Below are 25,659 nucleotides of genomic sequence, written 5' to 3' on the forward strand. Positions count from 1 at the left end.
GCCAAACGGGTTTTCCCTAGGGAAATCACGTTTGGCGGGGTTTTCTGTTTTTGAATAGGGAAGCCTCATTTATTTGCGAAGAACATCGGCTAGCCGCAGGATTGAAATCATCGACCGATAAGTGAGTTCCACTTTTTCGCCCGCAAGCAGTCGTTTCGAGCCAATCTCATCTAGCCCCACAAGCCGAGAAAACAGCGGGCCGCTCATCGTGCCATCGTCAATTGATTCCCTTATGGTCTTCAAAACGTCCGTATCATGAAGCGATGCCGAGCTGTAGGGGGCAACACGAGCGGAACTCTCAATTAACGACGAGACAAAAGGATGGAGATGCTTTGGACATAGTCCATCAAACACCACATCCCCATTGTCGTTCGAGCCGACCAGGCGCCAAGTATAATGATCGACCCAGTCATCCCCGTCATATATGGCGTCCATGAGCAACTTCCCGTCTAGAGAGAGAAACCTATTTGGACATCGGGGCGCAAGACCGCAATCCATATCGGACCTGCAGCAGCTCCAACCCAACGCACCACATAGGTTCCCTTTCGTACATGTGTATCAATCTGCTCTGAAATGCCGGTGAATGCAATTCCAGACCCGTTTGTCGGATAGCAATCGACGTATTTTTGTTTTCCGCTCACAACCTTGTATAGATATATCGTTCCAGCAAAAGAGAAGGGATCGTTCGCAATTTTGTCCGGAAGAACTTGCCACCTCAAAATCCCGCTACCAATATGGTCAAGCTTGACCGTTCCGCCGTCCCCCTCAAAAGTGGCAAGGGGATTTACCCCAGACTGGGAGTCGGCATCGCCCTCCTTAGCAGTTATCAGCAGGTTGCCCGTATAAGACTGCTGAGGCTCACCTTCAGGACAGGCAGCCTTGGCCCAAGAAGGGCCACTCAGGCAGAACAGTCCGAGCAGCATCAATACCAACAAGAGAAAACCCTTAGTTCTTTTCATCTATATCCCCAATGTCTCTCGACATTTGTATATTGTGACCATTTTAGATCTATATGGCCAATTCGAGCCCTCATCATGGCAATTGTTGCAGCTGGGTTTCTTTTCATTAAGATTTCACTTTGGTAAATCCCCGCCCCTAAGCATTAAACCCGAAGTCCACCGAGTGGGCCGCTGTTGACGTGGCGATGCTTGGATTGGCACACACGCACTCAAAATCGAAAACAAAAAAGCCGCCCGAAGGCGGCTATCTTGTGCAATGGAGCCAGCGACCGGGCTCGAACCGGTGACCCCCGCTTTACGAGAGCGGTGCTCTACCAACTGAGCTACGCTGGCGGCCATGTGGTGACGCAACTGAGGCGTCAACGGCTGTCTATGATACGGGACATCGCTCATCCGCGCAAGTGTTCTGACGGCTTTTCTCACTTTAAATGCACTAATATTAGAGGCGTGATGTCTGCAGTGCCCATTTGTTACTTGACCTGCTGTTGAGTTGGTGGTCGACGTCCCGCTCGTATGGGTCTCAAACAGAATGGGGCAGCCATGGCTCAACCCAAGATTCTTCTTACGCGTATCGATGACCGTTTCATTTACGGGCAAGACGTTGAGCTGTGGAACGAAGCCGTGGGTTCCAACCTTGTCCTAATCGTCAACGATGAGATCGCGGCGGATTCGCGCCAATGGGCACCAATGAGGGTGGCGGTGCCAGAAGGCGTTTGGACGCGGTTTTTCTCGGTGCAAAGGACTATCGACATCATTCATACCGCAACGCCGCGTCAATGGATCTTGATCATAGTGGCCTCACCCGCCGATGCGCTCGCGCTGGTTAAGGGTGGTGTGCCAATAACCAAGATCAGCATTGGCCATATGCAGGCAGGGGAGGGCAAGCGCTCTGCAACGCCTACCATTGCCGTAGACGATACGGACATCGCCGCCTTCAAAGAGTTGCAAAAGCTCGGCATAGAGCTAGAAATCCGCTATCTCCCCAGTTCCGCCCCCGACCCCATTGGCAATCTGTTCAACTGATCCCTTGGGGACGGAGGAAAACGGATCATTTTGCCCTTGCGAGGGACGCGCGCGATGCCGCCTGTCAAAAACTATGCCCATTTACTACGTTTGATTGGCTATCGTCGAGCATGTCGAATTTGAGATAAACAAAACCGCAGGTATACTGCTCACAAATGTAACAAAAACCGGTGCATGGTCGAGCATCCCGGGCTAAACGTAGTAAATGGGCATAGTTTTGATATGTCACTCATACAGTCACAGAAAAAACGAGCCTAAAAGATGAAAAAGCGCCCGCTGGCGGTGGTGCCGGCGGGCGCTGCTGTGCGATATGTCGCGTTGCGGGCTTAGTGCCTCATAAAGTGGTATTCGATCACATTGCTGTAGGGATGGCCCGGGCCCACAATGCCCTGCGGGAACAGAGGCTGGTGCGGCGTGTCGGGGTACATCTCGGCCTCGAGGGCAAAGCCGGCGCCCCAACCATAGTTGGCGTCGTCCTTGGCGTGCTCGTCGCCCAGCCAGTTGCCGGTGTAGAGCTGCACGCCCGGGGCAGTGGTGTAGTAGTCCATCTCACGACCGGTCCACATCTCCTCGACGTGCATCGCGCGGCGCAGGTTGCGGCCGTACTGATAGCCATCGATGCACAGGCAGTGATCGTAGCCACGGGCCTGCTTAATCTGTGGATCGTCGGCCTCCATGCCAGGCGCGACGGGGCGCAGCTCACGGAAGTCAAACGGCGTGCCCTCGACCGGAGCAATCTCGCCGGTGGGAATGTTCTGGTCATCAATGGGCAGGTAGTGGGCGGCGTTGGCGACAAAGAAATGTTCGCAGTCCATGCCGGCGTTATGGCCGGCAAGGTTAAAGTACGTGTGGTTGGTCATGGACACGTAGGTGGCGCGGTCGCTCTCGCAGCCATAATCGATGCGGAAGACGCCGGTGCGCGTAACGGTAAACACGGCCGTAAAGGTTCGGTTGCCGGGCAGGCCCAGCTCGCCGTCCTTAAGCGAGGTGGTCATGCGCACGGCGTTATGGACCTCGTCGAGCTCAACATCCCACACACGTTTGTGCAGGCCGTGCTTAAGGTCGCTGTGCAGGTTGTTGGCGCCCTCGTTGGCGGGCATATGCCAGTCCGTGCCGTCGATGGCGATCGTGGCGCCAGCGGTGCGGTTTGCCACAGGGCCGATGGTCGCGCCAAAGCAGGCGGGGTTGTCAAAGTAATCCTCGAGCTTATCGAAGCCCAGCACCACATCGCGCACGTTGCCGGGAATGTCGGGCACATCGATACCAAGCACCGTGGCGCCATAGTCCATAATGCGAACGCAGATCTCGGGCCCGTCGAGGGTGTAACGATGAACGGGGGTACCGCACGGCGCGGTGCCGAAAAGCTCGGAAGTGATCATTTGGTTCCTAACATCGAGGTATTTCCGACAAACTGTAGCGCGAACAGGCGAGATTATCACTACACCCCACTAAAGCTGGGGGTATTTTTCTCAAAAAAGTGATGATTGGAGCTGTGCGGGCGTTCATTTTTGACGCGTACGAGTCTGATACAATTTGTTCGTTACTGTTTGAATGATATGCGCGCAAAGAACGGCGAGGATTCATCGTGATTAAGGCAGAGCGACAGGATAAGGTTCGTCAGCTGCTCGAGGAGCAGGGTACGGTCTCGGTCAAAGAGATTTCGGATGCGTTGGGCGTTTCGGACATGACGATTCGCCGCGACCTCGAAGAACTTGCGAGCCTAGGCGAGATCGAGCGCGTGCACGGCGGAGCCCGCAGTGCACAGGGCCGTCCCCACGCTATGCTGCGCCATGAGTATTCGCACAGCGAAAAGCGCACTAAGCATGCCGAGGAAAAGCTGCAGATCGCGCGCCGCGCTGTGGAGCTTATCGAGGAAGGCTCGACCATCTTCTTGGGTACGGGCACCACGGTTGAGCAGATGGCCTCGATGCTGCCGGCGTTTCGCCTGCGCATTGTGACTAATTCGCTTTCGGTGTTTAACTTGCTCGAGGCGCGCGAAGACTGCGACCTGTGCCTCGTGGGCGGCATGTATCGCCGCCGCACCGCCGCCTTTGTGGGGCCCATGGCCGAGGATACCCTGCGCGCGCTGGGAATCGACGCAGCCTATATCGGCGCCAACGGCATTTTGAACGGCGATGTGTCCACGTCTAACATGGAAGAGGGCCGCATCCAGCAGCTCGCCTTTAGCAAGGCCGACTCGCGCTATCTGATCGCCGACTCCAGCAAGATCGGCAAGCGCGACTTCTACACCTTCTGCCGCCTGGACAATTTGGACGCTGTGGTGTGTGAGCCGGGTATCGCCGCCGAGGACCGCACTGCCATCGAGGAGCACACGCAAGTCATTTGCTAGCGAGTGCCGCCGTGCTAGACCAGGCGGGCGTAGTCCTGTGACTGGTGAAAGACGTGGGCGATATAGATTGTTTCGCGCTCAAACTTGTAAAGACAGGTGTAGTTGTTGACGGGAAACGATCGGTAATTACGTGCCGCCAGCTCTTGCATGTGTGAGAGAGGTCGTAGGAGCGGCTGCTCGCGAAGCAAATCAAGTTGATATTCAAACTCAGTGACAAAATTGCCCGCTGCGCGCGGATTCTTGAGGATTTGGGCAAGGTATCCGACGATACTCTCGTACTCATATCGCGCGCTTTTGAGTATTACGACGTTATAGGCCATATTTGTCTCGTATCGAGGTCGCGAAGGTGTCATAGTCGCTATAGTCGCCTTGCGATATCTCGTTTTCTGCCAGCATTATACGAGACAGCAGCTTGGCTTTGGCGATTTCGTCTTGCATGAGGCGATATTGGTCGCTGCTGATGCAGTGCATGGCCTCGTAGCCGTTCTTGGTTACGGTGACGTCGTGCTCGGACTCAACAAGCGCGGTGAATGTGGCAGTGTCCTTCATGTCTCGGACGGGCACACAGATGGGCATAGGTATCTCCTTCGCATTGGGACATAATTGTACCACGTCATAAAAAATTGTCGGCGCCGCTGAATTGTCTCAATCTGTAACAGGTAGGACCGAAAAGTTCGGTTAGATGTTACGGATTGAGACAAACGTGCGGCGCGGGCCGCTCAAAAGCAAAAAAGGCAGATACGACCAAGGATGCGGGGCATCTACCGGGAAGGTCGTATCCGCCACACGGAAAGAGGCGCATGGACGCAGCGCCCATGCAATCGGGATTGGTAAGGTGCTCAATCGCGCGCGATAGTCGCGGCGGCCGGTGGAGCAGGCTTGCAAGCAGGGGCAAGTGACACGCTCAACACGATTCTAAAAACAAAAAGGCCAGGATGCAGTTCATCCGGTGGTGTGTTCATCGCCTTCGTTGCCAGATTGCTCTGCACGCTGGCGCGTTGCGACGAGTTATGAGCCCATATCATGCTGAGAAGGCAAAGCCCAAGAACAAAAGTATCCCCGTCGGACCTAAGTTCCGACGGGGGCTACGGTGCGCTATCGCGCTGAATGGGTGTGATTACAATTGAGTGGCACAGGTACCCTCAACCATAGCGGGAACAGCGGCAACGCCCTGCTCGACCATGCAGTTTACATCGATATCGGTGTAGAACGCGATGTGGTTGGTGAGCAGCACGTTGGGGAACTGGCGTAGGTAAGCCATCTTGCGGTTGGCAAGAATGTCGTGCATACGGTTCTCATGGTAGATGCCCACTTCGTCCTCGAAGACGTCCATAGCAAGCGCACCGATCTTTTCGGACTCAATCGCCTCGATGACGGCATCGGTGTCGATGAGCTCACCGCGCGAGACGTTGACGATGGTCACATCTTCGCGCATCTTGGCGATGGCATCGGCATTGATGATGCCGCGGGTGGAGTCCATGAGGGGCACGTGCAGGGTGATGACGTCGGAGTTGGCAACGAGCGTATCCATGTCAACGTACTCGAGGCTGTCGCGGTTTGCCAGCTCGGCATTGGGGTAGGGATCGTAGGCCAAGATCTTGCAGCCAAAGCCGGAGAGGTTGTCGATGACGGTGCGACCAATGCGGCCGGTGCCAACCACGCCCACGGTCAGCGTGCGCAGTTCGCGGCCCAGCAGCCCGTCCAGGGAGTAGTCATTCACCTGCTGGCGCCAAATGGCGGCCTTGCAGCGGCGCAAGGCCATCAGGATGAGCATAACGGTGAACTCGGCAACGCCGTAGGGCGGATAGGCGGTGTTGCACACCTTGATGCCCAGCTCCTGGGCGCGCTTGACGTCCACGTGGTTGAAGCCGACGCAGCGGATAGCGATGTAACGAACGCCCAGCTCGTGCGCGCGCTCCACCAAAGCGGCGGACATCACGGATTTGTTGTTGATGATGATTCCCTCGCAGCCTGCAACGGAGTCAATGTTAGCTTCGGAGAGGATTTGAGTGTCAAAGGAGATGGAGTAGCCTGCTGGAAGATTGGCGGCAGCGCGCATGTAGGCGGCGACCTCGTCGTCGCGCAATTCGAACAGTCTGATGTTCATAGCGTTCCTTTTCTATGTCGGCGTATGATACGTCGCGGCCGGTGCCCGTGTGGCCCGTCCGCCGCGCTCGGGGATACCGTTCCCGTGGCGCGTTCATCGTCGTTACGATAATAGGCAGGTTTTTCGTGCTGCAACATCGCATAACCAGCACTTCCACGATTGCTATTTCACCTACGCGGTGAAAGATTTGAATGCGCGTGAAATTGGCAGGTCCTATGACGGAAGGTATAGTTATCTGAGACGATGATAGGAGGGTGCCGTGAGTTCCGATCGAAGCAGGGAAATTGTTCGTATTCTCGAAAGCGGGGCGTCCTGGACCACGGCGTCTCAGATCGCTTCGCAGGTTGGATGCTCTTCCCGTACTGTCAAAAGCGACATCACCGCGCTGAATCGCACCCATGAGGGCATGATTGTTGCCAGCTCGAAGGGCTATCGTATCGAGGATGCCACAGCAGCGGCGCAGCTGCTGTCGCAGCAGGCGAACGAGGTGCCGCAGACGGCCGAGGCGCGCAAGCGTTATATTCTGTTTGAACTGCTGATGCGCCACCGCAAGGTGCGCGCGGCTGATTTGGCGGAAAGCCTCTATATCTCGCTTGCGACGCTCGATAATGAGCTGGTTGCCATCAAACGAGAGTTGTCCGGGTACGGCCTGGTGCTGCGTTCGCGCGCGGGCTCGCTGTATATCGAGGGCAGTGCATCGGGTGAGAAGTAGATGGTCAACCAGCTGATCTTTGACGAGACGAAGGACTATTTCAGCCAAATCGACCTTATCAATCGCTATTTCCCCAAGCTCGACCTCGCGCAGTTGCAGGAGCGCATCGACGCATGCCTGAAGCGCCGCGGGTTCTACATCAACGGCTATGCGCTCTCGAGCCTCATCATACATATTGCCATCTTCGTGGAGCGCACAAGCAATGGGTTCGAGTCGGTACCGACGACGGTCAAGGCGGCTCAGCCCGCCGGTAACGAGGCGCGCGAGGGTCTTGACGAGGTGGCGGGTGAGGTTTGCGCGGCTATCGAGGACCTTTTCTCTGTGCTCGTGTCCGATGCCGATCGCGATGCCGTCCGCTTGATGCTGGGTGCAAACTTGATTCATGCGAATCGTTTTGAACCAAGTGACCCGGAGCACCGGCATGCGCGCGAGCTGTTGGGTGCGATTGTGGAGCGCGTGCACGATCAATTCGGGCTTAATTTGAGCGATGGCGAGTTTGAGCTTCGTTTCTCTCTGCATCTGGCCAATATGCTATCCCGCGTGCGCTGCGGGATGCTGTTGCGTAACCCGCAGCTCGAGGCCATCAAGAGCAGTCAACCGTTTATTTACGATGTTGCGGTGTTTGTCGCCGATGTCATCGCTGCGGAGACCGGCGTTTCTGTCAACGAAGACGAAATCGCCTACATCGCGCTCCACGTGGGGTGCTTGGTGGAGGGGCAGCGCGCCAATGCCGATAAACTGCATGCGCTGGTGGTGTGCACACGTCACAACGCCTACGAGACTCATATCGACAGTTTCCTCGATGCCCTTGATGCTTGTGTGGTGGTTGAGGGTATCGTGCCTGCCATCGACGCGGCGGGTGACATCTCGCGCGTTGACCTCGTGATTTCAACCGTGCCGCTGTCGGGGTATTGCCCGGTACCGGTGGTTAATGTCTCTCCGTTCTTTAGCAAGCAAGATATTTCGCTGATGCGTGAGCGTGTCGAAGCGCTGCTTAAGGCGCGCCTGCGGACAAACCTTGAGTGCAGCATGCGCACCTTCTTCACCGAGGATTTCTTTGCGATCGAGCCCGAGGTTGACGATTGGCGCGATGCGATTTGCAAGATGAGTGCGCCGCTGATCGAGGGTGGCTACGCGTTTGAGAATTTTACTGAGCGCCTACTGGAGCGTGAGGACATCAGCTCCAGTGCATACTGTGACATCGCGATGCCACACCCGCTCGATATGGACGCCAAGCGCACTGCCATCTCGGTCGCTCTGTTCCCGCGCGGCCTTGCGTGGAACAACGCGACGGTGCATGCGGTGATCATGCTGTCGATTACCCGTGATGACCGGGCGTTTTTTGGCGAGCTGTTCAATTACATCTCGGGTGTGCTACTCAAGCCCGGTGCTGTGCGCGCCATCTCCCATGCAAAAAGCTACCAGGAGTTCTTGGACGCCCTGTTGCGTTGTGCGTAGGGTTTGCGTACAAGCGGGGGTGGCTACGTCAAAAAGGCCCTCCGTCGGGTGGTCGCCTTCTCGCTTGTCGCTTCGCGACATTTCAACTCATAAATAACAGCGCCCGCTCGAGCACATACTCGGGCGGGCGTTGCATGAAAGGAGGGCCTTTGATACGCGGGCGAGGTCTACTTGATGAGCTGGTGGGTAGCCATGCGATCCATGGCCTCGATGACCAGCTTGCGAGGCATGCCCAGGTTCAAGCGCACGAAGTCGGCGCCGTTCGCGACATAGAAGGTGCCATCGCCCACGATGACGCCCGCCTTCGCTGCCATGTGGTTGCAGATTTCGGTTGCCGTGGCGCCCGTGCCAGCGATGTTCACCCACGGTAGGTAGGATGCATCCATACGCATGAGCTCCCAACCCTTCATCTTCTCCTCGATGAAGGCGGCGGTCTGTGCATAAGACTCGCGCAGATAGTCGGTGATCTGGTCCAGCCACTCCTCGGACTCATCGTAAGCGGCGATGATGGCGGCGCAGCCAAACGTGTTGGGAGAGGTAATAGAGTTCATCTCCAGGCGATGGCGGAAGATAGTGCGGATGCGCTCGCTGGGGATCATAGAGTAGGAAGTCTTGAGGCCGCCCAGATTAAAGCCCTTGTTGGGCGAGGTGAGTACGATAAGGTTGTCCAGATAACGCTCGGGCAGCTGCAGGGCCGAGATGAACGAGCCGGCCATGATGTGCTCGCAGTGAACCTCATCGACCACCAGTAAGCAGTTGTGCTTGTGGCAGATCTCGGCGACGCGGGTGATTTCATCGAGCGTCCAGATGCGACCACCGGGGTTGTGCGGCGAGCAGAACAGGTGCACGCGTGGACGGAAACGATCCATCTGTTCCTCGAGCAGGTCGAAGTCGATGCGATAGGTGCGATCGCGATAGATGAGCGGGTTTTCGATTACGCGGAACCCGTTGTTGTGCGCCGCGTAGCCAAAGGGGTCGTAGACCGGCGTGTTGAGGATGACGCAGTCGTTGGGCTGGCAGAATGCCTGATACAGGTAGTGGATGGTCGGGACGGTTCCATAGGCGAGTGTGATCCACTCGCGCTTGACCTCGTTGTTATGGCGGCGGCGCTGCCAGTTGATGACGGCGTTGTAAAAGCCGTCGTGCGCATAGCCATAGCCGTATGCTCCGTTTTGGGCTACCTCGGCCAGACGCGTGCAGATTGCGGGGGCGGCGGCAAAGTCCATGTCGGCGATCCACATGGGAATGTAGTCATCCCCAGCCTTAGGGAATTTCTGCTTGATGATGGCGGGGTCCCACTTGCGAGCGTGATCGAGCGAGCGGTCAGCCATGGAATCGAAGTCGTAAACCGGCATAAGGTATCCTCCTCGGCGATATAGGCGCGACCCGCGGATGTGGGTCGCACACCGCCGGCGTGGTTCGCATCAGCGGCGTATGTTGCAGATAAGTATGACAAAGATGCATATGGAGCCCCATCCCCAGTAATTGCACGGCCGTGGTGAAAGGGGAGGGGCTTTCACCGTTTCACCGCTACGGTGAAAGCCCGGATACATCATTTGCGGCGCGCTGTCGATACACTCGCATACAGACGCCGCCACTACGGGCGCCGCCATACGACCACAAGGGGGGTTACCTATGAACAAGGAGCTTATGTTCGCCTTGAGCAACGCCGACGCTGTCGCTTGCCGCGAGGGCGAGGTCCGCTCCATCATGCATGCCGAGCTTGACGATATCGCCGACGCCGTCGAGTACGACAAACTCGGTTCGATCATGTTTAAGAGCGCGGGTACCGAGGAGAATCCGGTCCGCATTCTGTTCACCGGCCACATGGACGAGGCCGGCTTTATGGTTCGCTATATTTCCGATATCGGCATGGTTCATGTGATCGGCGTGGGCGGCCCGCGTAAGAACAGCGTCGAGAGCCAGATTGTGCGCATCAAGACGCGTAGCGGCGAGAAAGTTCGCGGCGTGTTGTTTGCCAAGCGCGATACCGACGGCACTCCGACCGATATGTACATCGACTTTGGCTGCGAGACGGCTGAAGAAGTCCGTGAGCTGGGCATTGAGATTGGCGACTGGGGAACCTTTGCGGCCGAGTGCGAGCTCAAGCCCGTGAGTGACATTCTGCTGGGCAAGGCGTTCGACGACCGCGCCGGTGTGTATGTGGTGACCGAGGCCATGAAGCGCCTGGCCAACACCCCGCACGCAGCCGAGCTGTGGTTCGCCGGTTCCTCTTCCGAGGAGGTTGGCTGCCGTGGTGCTCAGACGGCTGCGGCGCACCTGGATGCCGATATCGTCATCCCAGTGGACATCGCTAATCCGCCCGAGTTCGATCGCGGTTGGAATAACAGCCGCAAGAACGGCCACGGTCCCATGATCGTGCACTACGACCGCATGCATGTCCCCAACGAGAAGCTGCTGCACTTCATCGTGGACACCGCCGAGAAGAACAACATCCCCTTCCAGCGTGACCTGTTCAAGGGCGGCGGCACCGATGCCGGCACCGCTCATCTAGTGGGAGACGGCAAGCTGGCAACGGTGATCGGCGTGCCGTTGCGCTACTGCCACGGTTCGTGGTCTGTCATGCGTGGTGCCGATTTGGACGCGGCAGTCGATCTGGTATGCGCGCTGGCAACCTCGATCGATCGCGTCACCTATGAGGAGCTTAAGAGCTTTGAGTAGCGCTTCGGCAGTCAACGGTTTCAATCGGGCGCGCCGTCAAAGCGGTGACGTGCCCGCCGAGCAGAAAGGGATTATCCCGGTGGAAAACAACGAACAGCAAATCATGACCATCATCGGCTCTGCCGGCGCCAGCAAGGGCAAGGCGTTCGCCGCGCTCGCTTGCGTGCGTGAGCGCGACTACGAGGGCGCCCGTGCGCTGCTTGCCGAAGCCAAGGAGGCCGATCTGGCCGCCCATGCCGCCCAGACCGAGGTGATTACCCAGGCCCTGTCCGGCGCGGAGAACGCCGCCGCTGCGAGCCTGCTTATGGTCCATGCCCAGGATCACTACATGACCTCTCAGCTCGCCCGTGACCTCATCGAGGAGATCGTCAAGATCTTCGAGGAGCGTGACGCCGAGGCCAAGCAGGCGTAAGAAACACGTCTGCGAAGGAGCGATGCGCGCTACGAGCGCTGCGGTCCGTTCCTTCTCCAACAGTATTCAATTGCCGTTAGAAAGGGATAAACAATGGCAAAGATGAACATCGTTTTGTGCTGTGCCGGTGGTTTCTCCACCACCATGCTGATGGATTGCATCAAGCAGACGATCCACAACAGCCAGAAGCTCAACGACGATGACTTTGAGCTCAAGGCCATCGCTGCCGACCTGCTGGACCAGGAGGTCGACCACATGGACGCGTTGATTATGGGTCCTCAGATCGCCCATAAGCTCGAGTCCATCAAGCCCCTGATTGAGCCTCGTCACATCCCATACGTGATCGTCGATCAGGAGACCTACGGCAAGATGGACGGTGCTACCGTGTTTAAGCAGCTGCTCATCGCCAAGAAGAAGGCTGACATGGCCCGCGAGGCCGCCGAGGCAAACCAGTAAGCCCCTGTTTGATATTTCCTGAAGTGGAGGATGCGACGTATGTCGGAAGCTGTAGAGAAAAAGCAGAGTGCCTTTGATAAATTCGAAAACCTGCTGAACACCTATCTTGGCCCTGTTGCCGAGAAGATGGACAAGCAACGTCACCTGTCCGCAGTTAAGAAGGCCATGATCGCCATGACCCCGCTGCTACTGATTGGTTCGTTCTGCCTGATCCCGGCCGCCATTCCCAACATGATTGGCGAGACCAACCCCATCTCCGTTTGGATTCTGAACAACACCCAGTACTTCGATTTGGCCTATAACGTTTCCATGGGCCTGATGTCGGTCTTCGTTTCCGTCGTTACCGCCTACCACCTGGCCAAGTCCTATGAGCTGGACGCTCCCGGCTCCATGTCCATGGCCCTCGTTGCCTTCCTGTTGCTCGGCATGGAAATGGACGAGGCCGGCGGCATCGCGCTGCGTGGCATGGGTTCCAAGGGTCTGTTTGTTGCCATGGTCGCTTCGCTACTCGCGGTCGAGGTGTACCGTTGGTGCAAGAAGCGTCACTTCACCATCAAGATGCCTGATACCGTGCCCGACTTCATCTCGAGCTCCTTCGAGATCATCCCGGTCACCGCTATCGTCATCGGCCTGTTCTTGGGTATCCGTGTTCTGTGTCAGGGCGTTTTCGGCATCATGCCCAACGAGATCTTCTCGATCATCCTGGCCCCGCTCGTCGGTTCGATGGACAGCCCGCTCGCGGTTACCTTCTACCACATCCTGCGCTGCTTCATCTTCTTCTTCGGCATTCACCCCTCCGTTCTGTCGCCGATTGTTCAGCCGATTTCCACGCAGTTCCTGGCTGAGAACATCGCTGCGGTTCAGGCCGGTGGTGTCGCTACCCACATCTTCACCCCTGGCCCCATGTCCGCATTTGGCGGTTTCACCGGCCTGGGTGTGACCATGGGCGTTGTTATCTGGTTCATGTTCTCCAAGTCCAAGGTCCAGCGCGAGATCGGCCGCATCGCTTTCATCCCGTCGCTGTTCGGCGTAAACGAGCCGATTCTGTTCGGTGCTCCGATTGTTCTGAATCCGATTTTCTTTATCCCGTTCGTTATCTTCGGCGGCATCCTGTCCTCCATCCCGTTCTGGTTCATGAGCTGGGGCTGGGTACCCTGCTCTACCTTCACGCCTCCTTACGTCGGTGTGTTCCTGGAAGGCTTCCTGACCAACATGTCTTGGACCTCGATTGCGGCCAACGTGGTTCAGCTGGTCCTCGCACTGATCGTGTACTACCCCTTCTGCAAGGTTGCCGAGAAGCGTGCATTGGCTGAAGAGGCTCGTATGGCTGCCGAGAAACATTCCGAGATCTCTGCTGAGGACGAGGCTCTGCTCGAGGATCTTGACCTCGACTTCTAATCAAGTGGAATAGCAGGCGCCTGTACCTGCTGATTTTGAAAGTATGAAAGCCCGGCGATGGGGGAGACTTCATTGTCGGGCTCCTTTGAAAGGCGCTACGTTCGATGAATGCACATGTGAATAATATCCGTACCTTCTTGGACGAGCACGAGCTCGACGCATTGCTGATCAAGAGTAAAACCATGAAGCGCTACCTGGGCACGTTGACCGGTAGCGGTTGCAAGGTGCTCATCACGCGTGACCGCGGTTTTCTCATCATGGACGGCCGCTATGTGAACGAGGCCCAGGGTCGCGAGTTCGATCTGGAGTTCCGTGTTCACGAGCAGGGGAAGAGCTATTTGGTCGAGCTCGAGCGTGCGCTCAAGGAGTGCGGCTGTGCCACGGTGGGCATCGAGGAGTCCGAAATCTCAATCTCGGAGTATCGCAACTTGGAGGGCTTGGGCTTTGGCACTACGCTGCTGGGCAGCGAGATGGCGCTGATGCGCCTGCGCAAGGACGAGGCTGAGATTGCTGCGGTCCAGCATGCGGTCGATGTTGCCGATGACGTGTACGCCAAGGTGATCGAGCAGTTGCACGTGGATATGACTGAATTTGAAATCTCCGCACTCGTGCACTATTACTCGATTGCCGCCGGTGCCGAGGCAATGTCGTTCGATACCATCGTTGCCACCGGCGAGCGCAGCGCCATGCCTCATGGCCGTCCTACCGACCGTCGGGTCCAAGCACATGAGCCGATCCTGATTGACTTCGGTGTGCAGATCAACGGTTATCAGTCAGATATGACGCGCGTGTGCTTCCTGGGCGCCCCGACCGACCGGATGGCTCATGTGTACGAGACCGTTTTGAATGCTCATCTTGCAGGCATCGATACCATTCGTTGCGGTGTGGTGGCGCGCGATGTGGATGCGGCCGCACGTCGTGTAATCAACGAAGCGGGTTACGGTGAGTATTTCACCCATGGTCTTGGTCATGGTATCGGCATGGGTGGCGACTTGCCGCTGCTAAACCCCTCTGGTGAGATTGTGCTCGACAACGGAATGATCATGTCCTGCGAGCCGGGCGTATATATTCCTGGAGTCGGAGGCGTGCGCATTGAAGACGACGTCTTGTTGAAAGACGGCGTTGCATGCCCGCTTAACCATACTGATAAGCAGCTGCGCATTCTGAATGTGAGGTAGCGCATGGCTAAAAAGCGCAAGGAACGGCCGCGTGCGGCGACCGCGGAGCAGATGCCTTCTCCTGCGGCGAGCACTGTGAGCAAGATTCACAAGGAATCGAAGGCTAATGCATCCTCGATTCTGCCGGCGCCCCCGCTGTCGCGTTTGTACGCGTACGTTATCGACTGGATTTTGGGTGGTATTGTCTCTGGCTTGCCAGCCGTGTTGGTTTATCTTGCGCTGACCCACAAGAACGCGATGCTCCCCGACTTGTACGTGTTTGAGGCAATGGGGTATCCCTGGAGCGTCGGTATCGTGGTCGGACTATCGTGCGTGCTCGCCGCTATCGCATACTTTGTGCTGATTCCGTTGCTGGCGTGGCCGGGGCAAACGCCGGGCAAGCGCATCGCGCATGTTCGTGTCGCAACGCTTGATGGCGGCTTGCCTTCCGTCGGACGCTTGATTTGGCGTCAGGTTATCGTTGGCTTTTTGCTCGAAGGCAGCGGGTATGTGGTGTCCCGATATATTCGCGAGACAATGGTGCTTGTCACCCGCGTTGACGTGAATTATTACTGGGAAATCGCGGGCATGATTATTACAGCGGTGTCTCTGCTCATGTTCCTGATCGTCCCCGCGCGCCGGTGCGTTCACGATTGCCTGGCTGGCACGCGCGTGGTTCCCACTGAGGGGCATCCGCTGTATCAGGACTAGTCACCTGTGAATTTGCCGCGGCGACGTTGTCCGCGGCCTACTTGTTGTATGCATGCGTAATGTCCGGCATGCTTCTACCTTGCCTAACGCGCGCGTTGGGCTAAATGAATTGGTCGGTCTACGACGAAGGAGTTAGAAATGTATAGCAAGAACGTTATGGTCGTTAACCCCACTGGCCTGCACGCTCGCCCTGCAGCGACGCTGGCGACCGAGGCTGCTAAGTTTGCCTCGAAGATTGAGGTCCGCAACGCCTCCAAGGATGGTGACTTCAAGGACGCTAAGTCCATGATTGCCATCATGACCTCGGGTATTACCCAGAACGATGAGGTCGAGTTGCGTGCCGAGGGCGACGACGAGGTTGCCGCCGTTGACGCGTTGGTCGCTCTTATTGAGGGCGGTTTCGGCGAGTAGCGCACTCTTGATGCGGACGGGTGCGCGTTCTTGCGCGCCGTCGATTTTGGCAAGAACGCCAATGCAGATGCCCTTCTCCGAGCGATCGGGGAGGGGCATTTTATTGTGAGTTTGAGTGGCACGTCCGCCGAGGTTCCTGATAGTTCGCGCTATCTTATCGCCGACTCCAGCAAAATCGGCAAGCGTGACTTCTGCACGTTCTGCCGCCTGGACAATTTGGACGCCGTGGTGTGCGAGCCGGATATTGACGATGAGGATCGCGCCGCCATCGAGGAGCATACGCAGGTTATCTGCTAGCGAGTGCTGCGGGAGATGCTTTTGCCCCTGCCATTGCGGAGTATTCACATCATCACGACGCATAATAGGTGCGCGTGCAGATTGCAGGTTCCCCTGTGCGATGAGTTGCAGCTGTTTTACGGTGAGGCATAGCATCCGTTATGCGTAAAGCTCGGTATTACTGTATGTCTCAACCATTGCAATGGTCGGTATTTTTGTAGCTATAAGCTCATTTAAAGCTCGGTATTTTTGTATTATTAGATATATCTGAAGGTCGGTATTTTTGTAAACTAGCACGTAAATTATGCTGAGGTGAGATTATGTTTAAACGGAAGGCATATGATCGTCTGCAGGAGTGGAAAGAACGCTCGCAAGGGCGCACTGCGGTGCTTATTGAGGGTGCAAGACGCGTTGGCAAAACGACGCTCGTCAAGTGCTTCGCGCAAAATGAATACAAGGATTATCTGTACATTGACTTTTCGGCTGCTAGTAAAGCCACGCTCGATATATTTCTGAACCATCGTGAAGATGTCGATCTTTTTTTACGCATGCTTCAGCTGCAGTATGGTAAGGCCCTCGAACCGAGAGAGTCGCTGGTCATTTTTGATGAAGTGCAGCGGTTTCCCATCGCGCGCGAATACATAAAGCATCTTGTAGAAGACGGCAGATTTGATTACATCGAGACTGGCTCTCTTGTCTCCATCAAAAAGAATGTCGATAGCATTGTCATACCGTCAGAGGAAGAAAGAATCCCTCTCGAGCCCCTCGATTTTGAGGAGTATCTTTGGGCGACCGGAAAAGATCTTTATGCAGAAGAGATCCGTAAAGCGCGCGAATCTCGGACCGCGCTTCCGGACGGCGTTCATGCGACGTGCATGAGGTTATTTGATGAGTATATGCTTGTCGGTGGTATGCCTCAGTCGGTCGACTCCTTTGTGGCAGAGAATGATTTTAGAGGATGCGACAGGGTTAAACGGCAGATTATCGCACTGTACAGGGAGGACATTGCCAAGTTTGGAGGTTCGGACGCTAGACGTGCGCTGGCGGTTTATGACGATATTCCGGGTCAATTATCTGCGGCAAATAAACGGTTCAAATTTGACAGCTTGGAGAAGGGGTCCCGTTTTGAGACATATGAGTCGGCGTTAATCTGGCTTGAGGATGCGCGACTGATTAACCGTTGCTATTTATGCAGTGATCCGAGCGTGGGTTACCGCCTGCACGAGGACGCGTCTTCGCTTAAATGCTATATGGCGGACACGGGACTGCTCGTGAGCTTGGCGTTTGATGATGGTCCGGACCTTATGGATGTTCATAGAGACATTCAATTTGGAAGAATTTCAATTAATAAAGGAATGCTAATCGAGAACATCGTGGCGCAGCAGCTTAAGAGTCTGGGGCATTCGCTTTTTTATTACAGCTGGCAGGAGCCTTCCAAAACAGAGGGGAGTCGGCCCAGAACGCGTGAAATTGATTTTCTTGTTTCGCGCGGCTTTGAAGACGCGGCTGGAAAACCGCGGGTCACTCCTGTTGAAGTTAAATCTTCCAAATCGTATTCAACAATCTCGCTTGACGATTTCGGCAGACGATTCGAACGACGAGTCGGAGAAGAGATAGTTCTTCACCCAAAACAGCTCAGGGCTGAAGGGCATAGGATATATCTACCTCTGTATATGACGATCTTTATCTGATCGGTGGAATGCGGCCAAAAAGGGGGCATGCGGCTGAGATTGTCAGCCCGGTCTATTTTATTTGTCTCGATCTGTAACAGCTAGGGGCGAAAACACAAGCTAGTTGTTACAGATTTAGATTGAAGGGATTGGCTCGCACGTTTATCTAAATCTGTAACAACTAGACGTCCAAAACCGGGTTAAGTGTTACAGATTTAGATATTTCGGCCTGGCTTCCACGTTTGTCTCAATCTGTAACAGGTGGGACCGAAAAACTCGGCTAAATATTACAGATCGAGACAAACGGCTCCCGGTCCGCCCAAACACAAAGGCCGGGGGCGGCGCGCCGTGTGACGTGCCGCCCCCGGCTGAGAAATGGGGACAAGTTATGTGAGTGGGGCAATGCCGCTCGTCGCAAGCCACTAGTCCAGACGACGGGTCTGCGCCACGTGCTTGTACCAGTAGGCGCTCGCCTTGGGCGTGCGCTTTTGGGTCTTAAAGTCTACGTAGAAGAAGCCATAGCGCTTGTTGTAGCCGTTGGTCCAGGAGAACTGATCCTGCAGGCTCCACAGGAAGTAGCCGCCCACGTTGACGCCCACCTCCATGGCCTTGAGCAACCAGCGCAGGTGCTGCTCGATGTAGTCGATGCGCGGCTGGTCGTCCACAAAACCGTCCTTGTAGGGGTCCTTGTAGCCCATGCCGTTCTCGGTGATGAAGATCTGCTTGTAGTTGGGATAGCGCTGCTTAATGTAGACGAGCAGATCGAACAGGCCCTCGGGATAGATGATCCAGTCCCAGTCGGTGGTGGGGATGCCGGGCTTGTTCACATGCTCGCCAATACCCTTGACGCGCCAGCGGCCGGTGCCCTTCTCGCCCGTACCGTTGTGGTGCAGGTCGTTCTCGCCATCGTAAGCCTTGAGGAAGCGGCATTGGTAGTTGTTAACGCCCAAGTAGTCGTTGTAGAGCGCTGCCTCGCGCATAATCTCGAGGTCATCATCCAGAATCTCGATGGCACCGCCCGAGATGGCAGCCAAGCGGTTGGCGCACTCGAGGGTGTCGGGCGCGTAGTCGCCGCGGAAGGTGGCGTCGAGCAAAAACTGGTTCTGCAGCACGTGCTCGTTGTTGGCGGCCTTGATGTCGGCGGGGTCGTTCTCGTTGAGCGGGTACTTGAACTCTAACGACTGAATGACGCCGATCTTGCCCTTAAAGCCGCCGTTGTGGAAGGCCAGCACAGCCTTGGCGTGGGCAAGCATCATGTTGTGCTCGCACTGGAAGGCCTCGGCCAGATGAGCTTTGACGCCGCCGGGGAAGGTGCCCTCGATGTAGGTGTTGGAGGCGTCAGCCCAGATCTCGTTAAAGGTGAACCAATAGGTCACCTGGTCAGCGTATTCCTTAAAGCAGAAGGTGGCAAAGTCCACAAAGGCGTCGATGGTCTCGCGATTGAGGAAGTCGCCCTTCTCAAAGAGGGGCAGCGGCGTGTCAAAGTGATGCAGCGTGACAAACGGCTCAACGTGGTGCTTGTGGCACTCGGCAAAGAGATCGTGGTAGAACTGCACGCCCTCGGGGTTTACCTTGCCAGTACCCTCGGGGAAGATACGGCTCCAGGCGATGGAGAGGCGGATGCCGTTGATGCCGAACTCCTCGCACAGCTCCAGGTCGACGGGGTACTGGTTGTAGAAGTCGGAAGCGGGATCGGGAGAGAAACGGCCCTGGGCCTCCAGGAAGTCGTCCCAGGCAACCTTGCCCTTACCGTGAGTGCGGGTCTCGCCCTCTACCTGGTAGGCAGCGGTGGCGCCGCCAAAGACAAAGTCCTCGGGAAACTGCGCAGGCGGGTTGGTGACGCTAGCAGGATTAACGGACATGATGAAATATCCAATCGTCTAAATCGAAGTGCCAGTCGGTCTTGGATGGTCGGCTGGCCCTGAGCGTTACTTACTTCGAGAGTTGCTCGCTTACGAAGGCGAGAGACTTGTCGCCGTTCTGGGAGAGCTCGATGTATTGCTTACCGCGGCAGGCGACGCACTTGTTGCCCACGCGCTCGCAGTCCTTCTGCAGGTCTGCCAGGTAGCTTGCGGCCTGCGGGGCCAGGACGACCAGGTCAAAGTCGGGGAGCATATCCACGTGGTTGCCATAGGCCTCGGCAGCGGTCTCCAGATTGATGCCGCGCTCCTTGGCAGCCTTGGCCAGCGCGTTGGCGAGCAGGCCCGAGGTTCCGCCACCCTGGCAGAGCACGAGCACGCGCTTGCCGTTGAGGTCGCTGGCGGTCGTAGCCTCGGCAGCGGGTGCTGCGGAAGCGGCGGGGGCGTCAGCCTTCACGGTCTCGGCGGCAGCGCCGGCGGCAACGCTCTTGGCATCGGCCTTGCCCTGGAAGGCATCGTTGAGCTTGGCAGCCTTCTCGGCGTTCTTGGCGGCGAGCTCCTCCTGGGAGATCTCGGCCTCCTCGGCGCACTTCTGGGCGTCATAGGCACGGAAGAACGGGTAGTACAGGGCAAAGTCGACGATCAGGATGATGGCGAGCATCACAAAGGCGAGCGGCTGGAAGCCCAAGCCCATGATGGTGCCGATGGGGCCGGGGACGGTCCAAGGCAGGGTGTACATAAAGCCGTTCATGCCCAAGAAGTCGATAAAGATCTTGAGGATCCAGATGTTGGCGATCGGGGCAAAAACAAACGGGACAAAGAAGACGGGGTTGAGCACGATGGGCGCGGCGAACAGCAGCGGCTCGTTGACAGCAAAGCAGACCGGGACGATGGCGGCCTTACCGACGGCGCGCATCTCCTGGGATTTGGCCAGGAAGCAGAACATGAAGACCAGGACGAGCGTGGCACCGGTGCCGCCCATGCAGACGACGAAGTACTGGGCACCCTGGGTCAGGACAGCGGAAGCGTGCTGGCCGGCCTGGAACGCAGCCAGGTTGTCGGTCATGTTGGCGACGAGGGCGGCGGCGATGGCGGGCTCGACGATCGAGGGGCCGTGGACGCCCACGAACCAGAAGAGGCTCATAGCGCCGTAGATCACAGCGAGGCCGATGTAGCCGTCGGCGGCGGTGAACAGGGGCTGGAACACCTGGATGACGCCCTGGGCAAAGCAGAAGCCAAAGGCAGCACGGAAGACGATATCAAAGACCCAAAAGACGGTGATGCAGACGGAGAAGGGGATGATGTCCTTAAAGGTCTGCGAGATGTTGGGCGGAACCTGCTCGGGCATCTTGACGGTGATGTTGCGCTTAATGAAGAACTTGTAGATGATGCCGGTCACAAACGCAGCGATAAAGGCGGTCAACAGGCCCTTGGAACCAAGGTAGGTGGTGTTGAAGCCGCTGGCAGCGTCCGTGGCGATGGTGTCGCTCGAAAGGAGCAAGAAGCCGATGATGGCCGCGCACATGCACGAGATAAAGTTGATCTGGTTGTTCTTGGGCAGGTCGCGGTTCTGGGCGTCGGCGAAGTGCTTGGCCGTGGTGGCGGCACAGGCGATGGCCAGGATGCCCATGGAGTAGTTGTAGCACTTCCACAGGGCGTTGTTGATGTCATCGGGCCAATAGAAACCCCAGATGTTGGGGACCGAGGCTACCAGGCAGAAGATGGACGAGAAGATGATGATGGGGATGACGGAGATAAAGCCGTCGCGGATCGCCTTGAGGTACTTGTTGCGGGCGATCGCGTTGAAAAAGGGCTGGCCCTTTTCGATGATGGCGATGAGTTGCTCCATGCAATGCTCCTAAGAGTCGGTGGGTTAGCAACGATGGTAGCTTTTGGCGTTCGGTTGCCAAAATGTTGACGTTGCCATTTTGCGACACAAAAAAAGACGCGAACCAGTGGTTCCTATGCCTGCGAACCATCGATTCCTTACGCGTAAACGTTTGAGCCGCCCGGTGGCTCTGTATTTGCGCAATGGCAACGTTAACATTTGGGCGACAAAAGCCGTTCGGGGAAGCAAGATTGTCGGTGAACGGTAGGTTTTAGGTGGTAAACGTATTGTGGGGGAGGTGTTGGATATACTTGAAGGCGTTCATTTGACTGCGTAGGGTGCCGCCAATGGCATCGTTGACATAGAAAGATCGACCTATGGCCGCTGTTAAAAAATCGGTTTCCGTTAAGGACGTGGCGCGTCTCGCGGGCGTCTCGGAGCAGACGGTCTCGCGCACCGTGCACGATTCGCCCAGCGTGCGCCCCGAGACCAAGGAGCGCGTGCGTGCCGCCATGCGCGAGCTGGGGTATCGTCCCAATTTTGCCGGTCGATCGCTGCGCCGCGGCAAGTTTAAGACCGTCGGTGTCGCCATGTTCAACATTACCGGCACCGGCAACCTCGACCGTATGGAGGGCTTTACCGCTGCGGCCGACAAACACGGCTATGCCATCACCCTAACTAAAGTAGACGGGCATCCGTATACCCTCGAGAGTGCATCGTCGCGCATGAGCGCACTTCCGGTGGATGGCATGGTTGTGATCATGAATCGCATGCCGGCGGACTTTGGCACCTTCGAGCCGCTGCCCGGTATGCAGACGGTGCTCGTTACCATGCTGGAGCACCCGCTCTGTTCAACGGTCGATAACGACCAGTTCGATTGCTCGCGCCAGGTGGTCGAGTACTTGCTGGTGCAGGGGCACAAGACCGTGCACTTTATCTCATGCCCCGAGCGCTCGCTTTCGGGCATGCAGCGCGAGGAAGGCTGGCGTGAGACACTGCGCGCATATGGTATTGAGCCGCCGCGACTCGTCCGTGGCGATTGGACGGCACAGAGCGGATATGCTGCCGGTCAGGCTCTAGCGGACGATCCGACCTGTACCGCCATCTATGCTTCCAACGATGCCATGGCCTACGGCTGCATTCGCGGGCTCGAGTCGCGCGGGAAGCGCGTGCCCCAGGACGTGAGCGTAGTGGGTGTTGACGATAGTCTGGGCGACATCGTGCCCGACCGTCGCCTGACCACGGTGCGCTTTGACAACAAGCGCGTCGGCATGTGGGCTGTCGACAAGATTGCCGGCGCCGAGGGGGGTGCGTCTGGCGTGGAGCACATGCTGATCCCCGGCATGCTCGTAGAGGGTGATACGGTGCGCGATGTACGCTAGGGTGTGGACCTGTTTGGGTTGCCACTAATTGTGTTCGATATTGTTCGCATTGGTTTAAAAACCGTTCACGGGCGAAAATCGACCGTTCATAGCTCGAAATTGCGTTTTGCATTGTTCTGTTTTGTTTGAATGTTAATGTTTCTGTCATACACAACGCAGCGCGTATGCCCGGACGCGATGCTCTCCATTGGTTCATATGTGAAAGGAACGCAATATGGCAACCAAAGAAGAAATCTCGATGGTTGGATTCGAGATCGTCGCATACGCGGGTGACGCCCAGACTGATCTGCTTGCAGCGCTCGATGCTGCTCGCGAGGGTGATTTTGAGAAGGCCGAACAGCTGCACAAGGATGCGAGCGATGCACTCATTGGCGCCCACGACACGCAGACCAAGCTGCTTTCGCAGGAGGCCGGCGGCGGCGAGATGGAGATGACCTTCATCATGGCCCACGCTCAGGACACCCTCATGACCACCATGATCCTGGAGAAGCAGACCCGCTTTACCATCGATGCCTATAAGCGCATCGCCGCACTCGAGGCTAAGCTCGCCTAACGAATCCTCACAATCAAGTCCCCTTCCAAAAGCTCTGCCGCAAACCCGCGACAGGGCTTTTTCTTTTTACCCGGCACTTGGGGACGTTCCTTATCTGCCGGCAGTTAGGGACGATCCTGCCATGCATTTGATCCTTTGAGGATGGAAGAAAACGGGTCATTAGGTTTGCTGCGATGCCGAATCGGCCTGTCGGTTACAAAACTATGCCGGTTTACTACGATGAATCGCATTCTTTCAACTATGGAAAGAACAGCGTTATCAAAGCCGCAGGTAGAACGCTTGTCATTTTCTACTAATAGCAAATGTGGTCGGTCCTATCGGTTTTATCGTAGTAAACCGGCATAGTTTTGAAATGGCACTATTCGACTAGCAGCGTTATGGAGCTTCTGCACGCCCTCCCGTTCGGTTTTTCGATGGGTGGGTATACTTTCCACCGCATTACAGGCCGGAATGAGGAGGTATCCAAATGCCGGACAACGGATTGATTCAAAAGAGAGGCGCGCACGAGGTAGCTCATGGGCGTTCTGTCCAGATAACCGAGCACACGACAGTAACCGAGCTGCAGCCCAGCCTGTCCGATGTCGTGTGCGCAAACAAAAAACTGCAGATTGGCATCATCGTCGCCCTTGTGGTTATGGCGCTCCTGTCGGGCTTTGTCGCGCGCCCGCATTTTGCCGATACCAAGACTTGGGACTCCACCATCGAGGTTATCGATCAAAAGAAGGGCAACGTTTTGGCGCTCACGACCTCGTGCGTTGCCCTGTCTGCGGGCATCACGGCGCTGCCTGGAGATACGGGAACGCCGGTTGCCGAGCAGCTCGCACAGCTTTCAGGCAACCTCGGTATCGTGCTTGCCGTGCTATACCTAGAGAAATACTTGCTCACGATTTTGTGGTCGGTTGGCTTGGGCATCTTAATCCCGTTTGCGTTGGTGCTCTTTGCGGTCTCGCTTGGCATTCACGGACGCTGGAGCACGAGTGCCGTCCTGCGTCGCGTGGCGACCCGCGTGCTGGTAGTCGCCATGATCGGCATGGCGTTGGTGCCTGCAAGCGTGTGGGTATCGCAAAAGGTCGACGAGACATATCGCGTCAGCATTGAACAGGCCGAGCAAAAGGCGGCCGACGCTGCGAGTGCGGCAGATAGCGACAGCTCCAAAGCAAGCAAGAAAAAGACCGAGTCTACAGAGTCCAAAAACGTGCTCGAGCAGTTGACTGACGGGGCCTCGAGCCTGGTCACGTCGGTGACCAGCGGTGCCAAGCAGATGACCGACAAGATCGTGCAGCAGGTGACCGACCTCATCGAAGGCGTCATTGTGATGATCGTGACCTCGTGTGTGATTCCTCTACTGGTGCTCGTGGCGTTCCTATGGCTAGGACACGTGCTGCTGGGGATCGATGTCTCCGGTCCCGCGAACTATCTGACGGATCGTTTCTTGAGCGCTCCGTCCAAACATGTCAAGAAGAGTGGGCAGTCTGAGTAGGCGGCAAAGCGATCTTTGGAAGATCAACCGTAAGAAGGGCGGCCGAGACACGTTCTCGGCCGCCCTTTTGTCTGTTGAACACATGGTCGCTACGTCTGCGCCGAGCCCAAACGGTCTGCAATCAACCGTGAACGGTATTTGTTCAAAAAAGAACAAAGATAAACAAATAATGGTTGCAGTCGCTGTTCGAATGTGTTCAAATAAACATGAACAGTGAAGAACCGCACATTCAGATGCCCGGACCTGAACGCGATTCAACACTTCCAAACAGAAACTACGCACCTGCGTATCTCTCAAGGAGGATGTCATGAGGGTTGTAATCGCTTCCGATGCCGACGGTATGTCGATGAAGGAGTCCATCAAGGAGATGCTCATCGCCGACGGTCACGAGGTCGTCGACTATTCCGAGACCCCTGCCGCGGACTTTGTCGATTCCGCGACCGCCGTTGCCAAGGACCTGCTGGAGCACAAGGATTCCCAGGGCTTCGCATTCGATAAGTACGGCGTCGGCTCCTATATGGCCGCCGTCAAGATTAAGGGCATGGTCGTCGCCAACATTTCCGACGAGCGTTCCGCCTACATGACCCGCGAGCACAACGGCTCGCGCATGGTCACCATGGGCCCGGGCGTTGTGGGCACCGAGGTCGCCAAGAAGATCGCCCGCGAGTTCCTGCGCGCACAGTACGCCGGCGGCCGTCACCAGATCCGTGTCGACATGCTCAACAAGATGGCCTAACGAGAACCACCGAGAACTCGAACTTCTACCTCAACTTGT

Annotated in this window: 26 protein-coding genes and 1 tRNA gene; 17 read left to right on the top strand and 10 right to left on the bottom strand. The window is 56.6% G+C overall.

Features of this window, described 5'->3' with window-relative positions; genetic code table 11:
- Positions 1-69: 69 nt before the first annotated feature.
- From DWX63_RS06545 to DWX63_RS06555, 3 genes are all read right to left on the bottom strand, one after another.
- Positions 70-435, bottom strand: coding sequence for a hypothetical protein (locus DWX63_RS06545; RefSeq protein WP_117564756.1), 366 nt, complete (start codon positions 433-435; stop codon positions 70-72).
- Between the two features lie 14 nt (positions 436-449).
- On the bottom strand, positions 450-959 hold the full coding sequence (locus DWX63_RS06550; RefSeq protein WP_117640364.1) for a hypothetical protein: 510 nt from the start codon (positions 957-959) through the stop codon (positions 450-452).
- A 257-nt stretch (positions 960-1,216) separates the two neighbouring features.
- Positions 1,217-1,292 (bottom strand) — tRNA-Thr (locus tag DWX63_RS06555).
- A gap of 207 nt (positions 1,293-1,499) precedes the next feature.
- Between DWX63_RS06555 and DWX63_RS06560 the strand changes: the two genes are divergently transcribed.
- Positions 1,500-1,982, top strand: a complete 483-nt coding sequence (locus DWX63_RS06560; RefSeq protein ID WP_117637050.1) for a PTS sugar transporter subunit IIB — start codon at positions 1,500-1,502, stop codon at positions 1,980-1,982.
- Between the two features lie 326 nt (positions 1,983-2,308).
- On the opposite strand, the gene DWX63_RS06565 is transcribed toward DWX63_RS06560, so the two are convergent.
- Positions 2,309-3,361 carry an aldose epimerase family protein gene (locus DWX63_RS06565; protein WP_117843183.1) on the bottom strand — a complete coding sequence of 351 codons (1,053 nt, stop codon included), beginning with the start codon at positions 3,359-3,361 and terminating at the stop codon, positions 2,309-2,311.
- Positions 3,362-3,567: 206 nt separating this feature from the next.
- Between DWX63_RS06565 and DWX63_RS06570 the strand changes: the two genes are divergently transcribed.
- Positions 3,568-4,332, top strand: coding sequence for a DeoR/GlpR family DNA-binding transcription regulator (locus DWX63_RS06570; RefSeq protein ID WP_233514493.1), 765 nt, complete (start codon positions 3,568-3,570; stop codon positions 4,330-4,332).
- Between the two features lie 14 nt (positions 4,333-4,346).
- Here DWX63_RS06570 and DWX63_RS06575 read toward each other — a convergent pair whose 3' ends face one another.
- From DWX63_RS06575 to DWX63_RS06585, 3 genes are all read right to left on the bottom strand, one after another.
- The gene (locus DWX63_RS06575) at positions 4,347-4,652 is read right to left on the bottom strand and encodes a type II toxin-antitoxin system RelE/ParE family toxin (RefSeq protein WP_158549313.1); all 306 of its coding nucleotides are present in this window, start codon (positions 4,650-4,652) and stop codon (positions 4,347-4,349) included.
- Positions 4,642-4,908, bottom strand: a complete 267-nt coding sequence (locus DWX63_RS06580) for a type II toxin-antitoxin system Phd/YefM family antitoxin (RefSeq protein WP_117640149.1) — start codon at positions 4,906-4,908, stop codon at positions 4,642-4,644. Before DWX63_RS06580 ends, DWX63_RS06575 begins: the two co-directional genes overlap by 11 nt.
- Before the next feature lie 541 nt (positions 4,909-5,449).
- On the bottom strand, positions 5,450-6,439 hold the full coding sequence (locus tag DWX63_RS06585) for a D-isomer specific 2-hydroxyacid dehydrogenase family protein (RefSeq protein ID WP_117716305.1): 990 nt from the start codon (positions 6,437-6,439) through the stop codon (positions 5,450-5,452).
- A 259-nt stretch (positions 6,440-6,698) separates the two neighbouring features.
- On the opposite strand from DWX63_RS06585, the gene DWX63_RS06590 reads away from it, so the two are divergent.
- Both DWX63_RS06590 and DWX63_RS06595 read left to right on the top strand, forming a co-directional pair.
- Positions 6,699-7,151, top strand: coding sequence for an HTH domain-containing protein (locus DWX63_RS06590; RefSeq protein ID WP_117843184.1), 453 nt, complete (start codon positions 6,699-6,701; stop codon positions 7,149-7,151).
- Positions 7,152-8,609: a transcription antiterminator gene (locus DWX63_RS06595; protein WP_117843185.1), complete on the top strand. Its 1,458-nt coding sequence runs from the start codon at positions 7,152-7,154 to the stop codon at positions 8,607-8,609. It begins immediately after the preceding gene.
- A 167-nt stretch (positions 8,610-8,776) separates the two neighbouring features.
- Here DWX63_RS06595 and DWX63_RS06600 read toward each other — a convergent pair whose 3' ends face one another.
- Positions 8,777-9,964 carry a MalY/PatB family protein gene (locus DWX63_RS06600; RefSeq protein WP_117843186.1) on the bottom strand — a complete coding sequence of 396 codons (1,188 nt, stop codon included), beginning with the start codon at positions 9,962-9,964 and terminating at the stop codon, positions 8,777-8,779.
- Positions 9,965-10,244: 280 nt separating this feature from the next.
- Between DWX63_RS06600 and DWX63_RS06605 the strand changes: the two genes are divergently transcribed.
- The 9 genes from DWX63_RS06605 to DWX63_RS06645 all read left to right on the top strand — a co-directional run bounded on the left by DWX63_RS06605 (position 10,245) and on the right by DWX63_RS06645 (position 17,803).
- A complete protein-coding gene (locus DWX63_RS06605; RefSeq protein ID WP_117716308.1) occupies positions 10,245-11,291 on the top strand; it encodes an aminopeptidase in 1,047 nt (348 codons plus the stop codon).
- On the top strand, positions 11,284-11,703 hold the full coding sequence (locus DWX63_RS06610; protein ID WP_233514494.1) for a PTS lactose/cellobiose transporter subunit IIA: 420 nt from the start codon (positions 11,284-11,286) through the stop codon (positions 11,701-11,703). The genes DWX63_RS06605 and DWX63_RS06610 overlap by 8 nt, the downstream gene beginning before the upstream one ends.
- A gap of 93 nt (positions 11,704-11,796) precedes the next feature.
- On the top strand, positions 11,797-12,159 hold the full coding sequence (locus DWX63_RS06615) for a PTS sugar transporter subunit IIB (RefSeq protein WP_199411131.1): 363 nt from the start codon (positions 11,797-11,799) through the stop codon (positions 12,157-12,159).
- A 39-nt stretch (positions 12,160-12,198) separates the two neighbouring features.
- Positions 12,199-13,557 carry a PTS sugar transporter subunit IIC gene (locus tag DWX63_RS06620; protein ID WP_117716310.1) on the top strand — a complete coding sequence of 453 codons (1,359 nt, stop codon included), beginning with the start codon at positions 12,199-12,201 and terminating at the stop codon, positions 13,555-13,557.
- A 116-nt stretch (positions 13,558-13,673) separates the two neighbouring features.
- Positions 13,674-14,735 carry a M24 family metallopeptidase gene (locus DWX63_RS06625; RefSeq protein ID WP_233514495.1) on the top strand — a complete coding sequence of 354 codons (1,062 nt, stop codon included), beginning with the start codon at positions 13,674-13,676 and terminating at the stop codon, positions 14,733-14,735.
- 3 nt (positions 14,736-14,738) lie between these two features.
- Positions 14,739-15,425, top strand: a complete 687-nt coding sequence (locus DWX63_RS06630; protein WP_117716312.1) for an RDD family protein — start codon at positions 14,739-14,741, stop codon at positions 15,423-15,425.
- 138 nt (positions 15,426-15,563) lie between these two features.
- Positions 15,564-15,836, top strand: a complete 273-nt coding sequence (locus tag DWX63_RS06635; protein WP_117716313.1) for an HPr family phosphocarrier protein — start codon at positions 15,564-15,566, stop codon at positions 15,834-15,836.
- 105 nt (positions 15,837-15,941) lie between these two features.
- Positions 15,942-16,133: a hypothetical protein gene (locus DWX63_RS06640; RefSeq protein WP_199411133.1), complete on the top strand. Its 192-nt coding sequence runs from the start codon at positions 15,942-15,944 to the stop codon at positions 16,131-16,133.
- Positions 16,134-16,432: 299 nt separating this feature from the next.
- Positions 16,433-17,803 carry an ATP-binding protein gene (locus DWX63_RS06645; protein WP_117843189.1) on the top strand — a complete coding sequence of 457 codons (1,371 nt, stop codon included), beginning with the start codon at positions 16,433-16,435 and terminating at the stop codon, positions 17,801-17,803.
- 401 nt (positions 17,804-18,204) lie between these two features.
- Here DWX63_RS06645 and lacG read toward each other — a convergent pair whose 3' ends face one another.
- Positions 18,205-19,644: a 6-phospho-beta-galactosidase gene (gene lacG, locus DWX63_RS06650; protein WP_117843190.1), complete on the bottom strand. Its 1,440-nt coding sequence runs from the start codon at positions 19,642-19,644 to the stop codon at positions 18,205-18,207.
- 70 nt (positions 19,645-19,714) lie between these two features.
- Positions 19,715-21,490, bottom strand: coding sequence for a lactose/cellobiose PTS transporter subunit IIB (locus DWX63_RS06655; RefSeq protein WP_117843191.1), 1,776 nt, complete (start codon positions 21,488-21,490; stop codon positions 19,715-19,717).
- Between the two features lie 356 nt (positions 21,491-21,846).
- On the opposite strand from DWX63_RS06655, the gene DWX63_RS06660 reads away from it, so the two are divergent.
- The 4 genes from DWX63_RS06660 to lacA all read left to right on the top strand — a co-directional run bounded on the left by DWX63_RS06660 (position 21,847) and on the right by lacA (position 25,620).
- On the top strand, positions 21,847-22,851 hold the full coding sequence (locus tag DWX63_RS06660; protein WP_117843192.1) for a LacI family DNA-binding transcriptional regulator: 1,005 nt from the start codon (positions 21,847-21,849) through the stop codon (positions 22,849-22,851).
- A 214-nt stretch (positions 22,852-23,065) separates the two neighbouring features.
- Positions 23,066-23,404, top strand: a complete 339-nt coding sequence (locus DWX63_RS06665) for a PTS lactose/cellobiose transporter subunit IIA (protein WP_089572387.1) — start codon at positions 23,066-23,068, stop codon at positions 23,402-23,404.
- Between the two features lie 466 nt (positions 23,405-23,870).
- Positions 23,871-24,884, top strand: a complete 1,014-nt coding sequence (locus DWX63_RS06670; protein WP_117843193.1) for a hypothetical protein — start codon at positions 23,871-23,873, stop codon at positions 24,882-24,884.
- 307 nt (positions 24,885-25,191) lie between these two features.
- The gene (gene lacA / locus DWX63_RS06675; protein WP_006234830.1) at positions 25,192-25,620 is read left to right on the top strand and encodes a galactose-6-phosphate isomerase subunit LacA; all 429 of its coding nucleotides are present in this window, start codon (positions 25,192-25,194) and stop codon (positions 25,618-25,620) included.
- Positions 25,621-25,659: the final 39 nt, after the last annotated feature.

Origin of the sequence: Collinsella sp. AF20-14LB, from assembly GCF_003459505.1 — a bacterium.
GTDB lineage: Bacteria > Actinomycetota > Coriobacteriia > Coriobacteriales > Coriobacteriaceae > Collinsella.